Here is a 7,808-nt window from a genome sequence, read left to right on the forward strand (position 1 = left end):
CGTCCTAACTGCTGCTGTACTCGACGAGCGCTTCACGAATGAGGGTGCGGTCGTCGGGCGTCTTGGCCAGCGCACCGATGCCGGCGAGGCCATCCGCATCGACGAGGTCCGCGACACCCAGCGAGACCAGGGCCGCGACCCAGTCGATGGTCTCTGCGATTCCGGGCGGTTTGTCGAGATCGAGATCGCGTGCCGCGCCGACGAACTGGGTAGCGTGCTCGATCAGCGGCGCGGTTGCGCCGGGTACTGTCCGGCGCACGATCGCGGCAGCCCGCGACGGCTCCGGGTAGTCGATCCAGTGATAGAGGCACCGTCGCCGCAGCGCGTCGTGCAGGTCGCGGCTGCGGTTGGAGGTGAGCACCGCGATCGGTGGACGCTCGGCCACGAAGGTGCCCAGCTCGGGGACCGTGATGGCGGATTCGCCGAGGAACTCCAGCAGCAGCGCCTCGAATTCGTCGTCGGCCCGGTCGATTTCGTCGATCAGCAACACCGGCGGTGTCGGCCCGCGGTGCCGCACGCACTGCAGGATAGGCCGGTCCACCAGGTATTTTTCGGTGTACAGATCCGATTCGTCGATCCCGGCGCCGCGCGCTTCGGCCAGCCTGATGGACAGCAGTTGACGCTGGTAGTTCCAGTCGTAGAGGGCCTCGCTGGCGGTCAGTCCCTCGTAGCACTGCAGCCGGACAAGCGGGGTATCCAGCACTGCGGCGAGGGTTTTCGCCGCCGTCGTCTTGCCCACTCCGGGCTCGCCCTCCAGCAGCAGTGGCCGGCCCAGCGTCACCGCGAGATAGATCGCCGACGCGGTCCCGGTGTCGAGGAGGTAGTCGTTGGCGTCGAAGCGGCGGACCACGTCGTCGACGTCTGCGAAAAGCTTCACGGCGAAGCCGAGGCCACCGGCAGCCCACCGACCCGAATTTCGCTGATGACTTCGGCGAGGATCGACACCGCGATCTCCGCAGGAGTTTTCGCGCCGATCGGCAAGCCGACCGGGCTGTGTACCCGGACGCGCTCGGCGTCGGACAGTGCCAGCCCTTCCAGGATCGACGCGCCACGCACCCGGCTGGCCACCAGGCCGACGTAGCCGATGCCGGCGTCGAGTACCGCCCGGATGGTCTCGGCTTCCGGGCCGCCGTGGCTGGCGATCACCACCGCGGTGGTTCCCTGCGGTGTGCCGACATCCTCGCGGGCCACCTCGTATCCGAGCACCCCGCACAATTCGGCCAGCGCGTCGGCAATCGGTGTGGCACCGCAGATCCGGATCAGCGGTGCGGGCAGCCGTGGCGCCAGATAGATCTCCAGCGCGCCACCGGACAGGCACGGGTTGACGACCACGCTCGCACCGGGTGCCTCGGGGAAATGCACGTCACCGTCGGGCAGCACACGCAGCAACACGCTTTCGCCCGCCTGCAGCACACCCAGCGCTGCCTTGCGGACCGAGTTCTGCGCGCAGTGGCCGCCGACGAACCCCTCGATTGTGCCGTCCGCCAACAGGATCGCTTCGTCGCCGGGGTGCGCCGACGTCGGTTGTTGCGCACGCACGACGGTCGCGTACACGAACGGTGTCCGGGCACGCGTCAGCTGCTCGACGCGCTCACTGATCGTCATCGGTGCGCTCCTCTAAATAGGCGGCCGGGCCCGGCCCTGCATCGCCTCCCACACCCGCGACGGGGTCAGCGGCATGTCGGCGTGCCGAACGCCGAACGGCGCCAACGCATCTACCACCGCGTTCACCACCGCGGGCGGTGAGCCGACGGTGGCCGATTCACCGATACCCTTAGCGCCGATCGGGTGGTGCGGTGACGGCGTCACGGTGTGCCCGGTCTCCAGATGGGGCACCTCCAGCGCGGTCGGGATCAGGTAATCCATCAGCGACCCGCCCAGGCAGTTGCCGTCGGCATCGAACGCGATCATCTCCATCAACGCCATCCCGATCCCGTCGACGATGCCGCCGTGCACCTGACCCTCGATGATCATCGGGTTGATCCGGGTGCCGCAGTCGTCGACGGCCAGGAAACGGCGCACCTTGACCACGGCGGTGCCGGGGTCGATGTCGACCACGCAGAAGTAGGCACCATAGGGGTAGGTCAGATTCGATGGGTTGTAGCAGACCTCGGCGTCCAGCCCGCCCTCGATGCCCTCGGGCAGATCGCCGGCCCCGTGCGCGCGCATCGCGATGTCGGCGATGGTCACCGACGCCGACGGGTCACCCTTGACGTGGAACTTGCCCTTCTCCCACTCCAGGTCGGCGACCGACACCTCCAGCATCCCCGATGCGATGATCTTCGCCTTGTCGCGGACCTTGCGGGCAACCAGCGCCGCCGCCGCTCCCGACACCGGAGTGGACCGGCTGCCGTAAGTGCCCAGCCCGAACGGCGTCTGGTCGGTGTCGCCGTGCACCACCTCGATGTCGTCGGGCGGGATACCCAGCTCCTCGGCGACGATCTGGGCGAACGTCGTCTCGTGGCCCTGTCCCTGAGTCTGAACCGATAGCCGCACAACGGCTTTGCCGGTCGGGTGTACCCGCAGCTCGCAGCCGTCGGCCATGCCCAGGCCGAGGATGTCCATGTCCTTGCGCGGCCCGGCACCGACCGCCTCGGTGAAGAACGACATGCCGATGCCCATCACCTCGCCGCGTGCGCGTCTTTCCTTCTGTTCGGCGCGCAGCGCCTGGTAGCCGATCATGTCCATGGCCTTGCGCATGGTGGTTTCGTAGTCGCCCGAGTCGTACACCCAGCCGGTCTTGGTGGTATAGGGAAACTGGTCGGGCCGCAGCAGGTTTGAAAGCCGCAGCTCGGCCGGATCCATTTTCAGTTCGTAGGCCAGGCAATCCACCAGCCGCTCCACCAAGTACACCGCCTCGGTGATCCGGAACGAGCAGGCGTAGGCCACCCCGCCGGGCGCCTTGTTGGTGTACACCGTGGTCTGGTGGCAGTAGGCCGCCTGCAGGTCGTAGCTGCCGGTGAACACACCGTAGAATCCGGCCGGGTATTTCACCGGTGCCGCTTGACCATTGAACGCACCGTGGTCGGCCAGCACATGGGACCGGACCGCCAGGATCTTGCCGTCCTTGGTGGCCGCGATCTCGCCGAGCATGATGTAGTCGCGGGCGAAGCTGGTCGAGGTCAGGTTCTCGCTGCGGTCCTCCATCCATTTGACCGGTTTGCCCAGCAGCAGCGAGCCGACGATCGCGCAGACGTAACCGGGGTAGATCGGCACCTTGTTGCCGAAGCCGCCGCCGATATCCGGTGAGATCACCCGGATCTTGTGTTCGGGCAGACCGGCGACCAACGCGTACAGCGTGCGGTGCGCATGCGGAGCCTGCGAGGTGGTCCACAGCGTCAGCTTGCCGCTGACCGAGTTCAAATCGGCTACCGCGCCGCAGGTTTCCATCGGCGCGGGATGCACGCGCGGGTAGATCATCTCCTGTTTGACGACGACCTCGGCCTCGGCGAACACCGCCTCGGTTGCCGCCGCGTCGCCGGTCTCCCAGTCGAAAATGTGGTTGTCCGTTTTGCCTTCCAGGTCGTCGCGGATCACCGGGGCGTCGGGATCCAGTGCCTTTCGCACGTCGATCACCGGGTCCAACGGGTCATAGTCGACGTCGATCAGCTCCAGCGCGTCCCGCGCGGAGTAGCGGTCCTCGGCGACGACGAAGGCCACCTCCTGGCCCTGGAACCGCACCTTGTCGGTGGCCAGCACCGCCTGCACGTCGTTGGACAGCGTCGGCATCCAGGCCAGGCCCTTCTCGGCGAGGTCGGCGCCGGTCACCACCGCCTTGACCTTCGGATGCGCCTGGGCCGCAGAGGTATCGATGCCGACGATGCGGGCATGGGCGAACGGCGAACGCAGAATCGCCAGATGCAGCATGCCAGGCAGCACGACATCGTCGACGTAGGTGCCGCGTCCCCGGATGAACCGGGGATCTTCCTTGCGCAGCATCCGGCCGTGCCCGCACGGCTTTTGGTCGTTGTCGGCGGTGTCTTCCGGCCGTCCCTCCGGGACTGGCGGGCGAGACTCGATGGTGGTCATGAGGTGGCCTCCGCGCTGGCCTTGGGATGCTGTGCGGCCCACTGGATGGAGCGCACAATCGTGGTGTACCCGGTGCAACGGCAGATCTGCCCGGAGATCGCGTCGCGGATGGTCTCCTCGTCCGGGTTCGGGTTGCGGTCCAGCAGGGCGCGGGCAGTGATCATCATGCCCGGAGTGCAGAAACCGCACTGCAACCCGTGGCAGCGCATGAAGCCCTCCTGCACCGGATCGAGCTGTCCGTCACGTTCGAGTCCCTCGACGGTGCGCACGCTGTGCCCGGACGCCATCGCGGCCAGCATCGTGCACGACTTCACCGGCACACCGTCGACGTCGACGACGCAGGTTCCGCAGTTGCTGGTGTCGCAGCCCCAGTGCGTTCCGGTCAGGCCCAGCTGATCCCGCAGAAAGTGCACCAGCAGCATCCGCGGTTCGACTTCGGCGCTGACCTGCTCACCGTTGACCGTCAAATTGATCTGCATAGCCTATTCTCCTCAATTCCCTTGTGGCCTTGGGATATTGCGCACCCGCTCGACCGCGGTGCGCAGCGTCCGGGTGGTCAGCTCGTCGGCGAGGTGACGCTTGTAGTCAGCGGTGCCGCGCATATCGGTCACCGGTTCACACGCCTGGGCGACGGCGCGTCCGGCGTCGGCGAACACTTCTTCGGTAGCCGGCCGGCCGATCAGTGACTCGGACACCTCGGCGAGGGCGGCGGCATCCGCGTTGACCGCCGTCAAACCCACCCGGGCGGCGGCGATCGTGCCATCGTCGAGAGTGACCGCGGCGCCGGCGGCCGTAATCGCCCAGTCACCCACCCGGCGCTCCACTTTGGCGTAGGCGTTAGACGTGTTGTGCCGCACCGGGATCCGCACCTCGACCAACATCTCGTTGTGGGCCAGCGCCGTCTCGTAGGGCCCCGCCAGGAAATCGTCCATGGCGATCTCGCGTTCCCCGGACGGTCCACGGGCCAAGCAGGTCGCGCCCAGAACCGTGCACACCGTCGTCAGGTCCTCGGCGGGGTCGGCCTGGCACAGTGACCCGCCGACGGTGCCGCGGTTGCGCACAACCGGGTCGGCGATCACCCGCTCGGCGTCGCGGAAGATCGGGCACACCGCGGCCAGCGGATCGGATTCCAGCACTTCACGGTGCCGGGTCATCGCCCCGATGCGCACCAGCGTCGGGTCGGTAATGACGTACCCCAACTCCGGCGCCAGATCGTTGATGTCGATCAGATATTCCGGATTGGCGATCCGCAGCTTCATCATCGGCAGCAGACTGTGCCCGCCGGCGACGATCATCGCGCCATCGCCCAGCCGGTCCAGCAATCCGACGGCGTGGTCGACGCTGTTTGCTCGTTCGTACTCAAACGGACCAGGTACCTGCATGTGACGCACCTCACATCCACTGACGGGATTCTCAGTGTCAGTCCCGTGCTGACCTGGCGTCAATACCGAGTTAAGTAATCGCTGAACTCGGCCGGGCGTCGGTCGCGGCGGTGGAGTCGTGGTGAATGCGGCCATCGACATCGACCAGCCGACCGCCGCCGCCGCCCCAACGCCGGGCGATGATGTCGGCCGCGATCGAGACCGCGGTCTCCTCGGGGGTGCGGGCACCGAGATCCAGGCCGATCGGGCTGGTCAGCCGGCTCAGCTCGGTGTCGGTCAGGCCCGCTTCGCGCAGCCTGGCCATCCGGTCGTCGTGGGTGCGCCGCGATCCCATCGCCCCGACGTAGCCGACGTCCAGCCGCAGCGCCACCTCGAGCACCGGGACGTCGAACTTCGGGTCATGGGTGAGCACACAGATCACCGTGTGCCGGTCGATCGCGCCCGCCTCGGCCTGGGCAGCCAGATAGCGGTTCGGCCAGTCGACGACGACCTCGTCGGCAGTGGGAAACCGCGGCGACGTCGCGAACACCGGGCGGGCGTCGCACACCGTGACCCGGTAGCCCAGGAACGATCCCTGCCGCGCCAGCGCCGCGGCGAAGTCGATCGCGCCGAACACCAACATCCGCGGTCGCGGGGCGTAACCGGCCACGAAGACTTCCATCCCCTCGCCGAGCCGCTCGCCGTCGGGCCCGTAGCGCAGCACTTCGCTGCGCCCGGCCGCCAGCAACCCACGCGCGTCATCGGTGACGGCGGCGTCGGCCCGCGCCGTGCCGAGTGATCCGGTCACCGTGTCGGGACGGATGATCAACCGCCTGCCCAGCCACGCGGGGTCGGGATGGGCGATCACGGTCGCGACCGCGACCGGCCGGTGCGCGTCGATGTCCTCGGCGACCGCGTCCAGCTCGGGGAAGGTGTTGGCCGAGATCGCCTCGATGAAGACGTCGATGATGCCGCCGCACGTCAACCCGACCGCGAACGCGTCGTCGTCACTGACCCCGTAGCGCTCCAACCGCGGTGTGCCGGTGCGCGCCACCTCGGTCGCAAGCTCGTAGACGGCGCCCTCCACGCAGCCACCCGACACCGAGCCGGCGACCGACCCGTCCGGCGCCACCATCATCGCCGCGCCCGACGAGCGCGGCGCCGACCGGAAGGTTCGTACCACGGTCCCGACGCCGGCGGTCCGACCGGCGCGCCAGATCGACATCAGGTCGGCGAGAACGTCGCGCACGCATCTCAACGTAGGCTTCTTTTCATGACTCCGGCTCAGCTTCGGGCCTATTCGGCGGTGGTGCGGTTGGGCTCGGTGCGCGCAGCCGCCGAGGAATTGGGCATGTCGGATGCCGGTATCTCGATGCATGTCGCGGCGCTGCGCAAGGAACTCGACGACGCGTTGTTCACCAAGACCGGTGCCGGACTGGCGTTCACCCCGGGCGGGCTGCGGTTGGCCAGCCGGGCGGTGGAGATCCTCGGGCTGCAACAGCAAACCGCGATCGAGGTGAGCGAGGCCGCCCACGGGCGCCGGCTGCTGCGCATCGCCGCGTCGAGCGCCTTCGCCGAGCACGCGGCGCCCGGGCTGATCGAGCTGTTCTCGTCGCGCGCCGACGATCTGTCGGTCGAATTGAGCGTGCACCCCACAAGCCGATTCGCCGATCTGATCGCCGCGCGCGCCGTCGACATCGCGATCGGACCGGCCAGCGAAAGTGGCACCGGCTCAGATGGTTTGATCTGTATGCGGTCGTTCCTGAAGTACCAGATCATCGCGGTGACCGCACCGCACAGCCCGCTGGCGCACGGCACCCCGACGCCGGCACAGCTGCGCGAGCAAGACTGGATGCTCGGCCCGTCCGCGGGCAGCGTGGACGGTGAGATCGCATCCATACTGCGGGAGTTGGCGATTCCGGAGTCGCGGCAGCGGATCTTCCAGAGCGACGCCGCCGCGCTCGAGGAGGTTCAGCGCGTCGGCGGTATCACATTGACCATCGGGTTCGCGGTGTCCAAAGACCTTGCCGCCGGGCGGTTGATCCACGTCGCCGGGCAGCGACTGCAGGCGTCCGGCGAATGGTGCGCGTCAACGCTGGGACCGTCCGCCCGCCAGCCCGCCGTGTCGGAGCTCATTGGCTTCATCACCACACCGCGGTGTACCCAGGCGATGATCCGCGGCAGCGGGGTGGGTGTGACCAGGTTCCGCCCGAAAGTGCATGTGACGCTGTGGAGTTGAAGCGAGCCTGCGGTGACGGCATCGAGCCTGCGTCCAACGCGGGTGCCAAGCGGGGCAGGCTCAAGTGATCGCTGCAACACCTGATTCGTTCGAAAGGGTGTTGCCTCGTGGGTCGTCAGATTGGGTTCCGTAGTACTGGTGTGCATCTGGACGTCGAGTCGGCGGCGTCGGTGCATGAG

Annotated in this window: 7 protein-coding genes; 1 reads left to right on the forward strand and 6 read right to left on the reverse strand. The window is 67.8% G+C overall.

Annotated elements, in window-relative coordinates; genetic code table 11:
* Window positions 1-4 precede the first annotated feature (4 nt).
* From ACRDTL_RS01780 to ACRDTL_RS01805, 6 genes are all read right to left on the reverse strand, one after another.
* Window positions 5-877, reverse strand: a complete 873-nt coding sequence (locus ACRDTL_RS01780) for an AAA family ATPase (protein ID WP_431505010.1) — start codon at window positions 875-877, stop codon at window positions 5-7.
* On the reverse strand, window positions 874-1,605 hold the full coding sequence (locus tag ACRDTL_RS01785; protein ID WP_431505011.1) for an XdhC family protein: 732 nt from the start codon (window positions 1,603-1,605) through the stop codon (window positions 874-876). The genes ACRDTL_RS01780 and ACRDTL_RS01785 overlap by 4 nt, the downstream gene beginning before the upstream one ends.
* 12 nt (window positions 1,606-1,617) lie before the next feature.
* Window positions 1,618-4,029, reverse strand: a complete 2,412-nt coding sequence (locus ACRDTL_RS01790) for an aerobic carbon-monoxide dehydrogenase large subunit (protein WP_431505012.1) — start codon at window positions 4,027-4,029, stop codon at window positions 1,618-1,620.
* On the reverse strand, window positions 4,026-4,508 hold the full coding sequence (locus tag ACRDTL_RS01795) for a (2Fe-2S)-binding protein (RefSeq protein ID WP_431505013.1): 483 nt from the start codon (window positions 4,506-4,508) through the stop codon (window positions 4,026-4,028). Before ACRDTL_RS01795 ends, ACRDTL_RS01790 begins: the two co-directional genes overlap by 4 nt.
* 12 nt (window positions 4,509-4,520) lie before the next feature.
* A complete protein-coding gene (locus ACRDTL_RS01800) occupies window positions 4,521-5,411 on the reverse strand; it encodes an FAD binding domain-containing protein (protein ID WP_431505014.1) in 891 nt (296 codons plus the stop codon).
* A gap of 70 nt (window positions 5,412-5,481) precedes the next feature.
* Entirely contained in the window at window positions 5,482-6,639 is a 1,158-nt protein-coding gene (locus ACRDTL_RS01805; RefSeq protein WP_431505015.1) for an XdhC family protein, read from the reverse strand.
* A 24-nt stretch (window positions 6,640-6,663) separates the two neighbouring features.
* On the opposite strand from ACRDTL_RS01805, the gene ACRDTL_RS01810 reads away from it, so the two are divergent.
* Complete coding sequence (locus ACRDTL_RS01810) at window positions 6,664-7,629, forward strand: LysR family transcriptional regulator (protein WP_431505016.1); 966 nt, start codon at window positions 6,664-6,666, stop codon at window positions 7,627-7,629.
* The last annotated feature ends 179 nt before the right edge of the window (window positions 7,630-7,808 follow it).

The organism is Mycobacterium sp., from assembly GCF_050700595.1.
Lineage (GTDB): Bacteria > Actinomycetota > Actinomycetes > Mycobacteriales > Mycobacteriaceae > Mycobacterium.

What these genes read in the sequence shown, in the direction of transcription:
- ACRDTL_RS01785 (WP_431505011.1), bottom strand. Translation starts at nt 1,605, where the DNA reads ATGACGATCAGTGAGCGCGTCGAGCAGCTGACGCGTGCCCGGACACCG.
- ACRDTL_RS01790 (WP_431505012.1), bottom strand. Translation starts at nt 4,029, where the DNA reads ATGACCACCATCGAGTCTCGCCCGCCAGTCCCGGAGGGACGGCCGGAA.
- ACRDTL_RS01795 (WP_431505013.1), bottom strand. Translation starts at nt 4,508, where the DNA reads ATGCAGATCAATTTGACGGTCAACGGTGAGCAGGTCAGCGCCGAAGTC.
- ACRDTL_RS01800 (WP_431505014.1), bottom strand. Translation starts at nt 5,411, where the DNA reads ATGCAGGTACCTGGTCCGTTTGAGTACGAACGAGCAAACAGCGTCGAC.
- ACRDTL_RS01810 (WP_431505016.1), top strand. Translation starts at nt 6,664, where the DNA reads ATGACTCCGGCTCAGCTTCGGGCCTATTCGGCGGTGGTGCGGTTGGGC.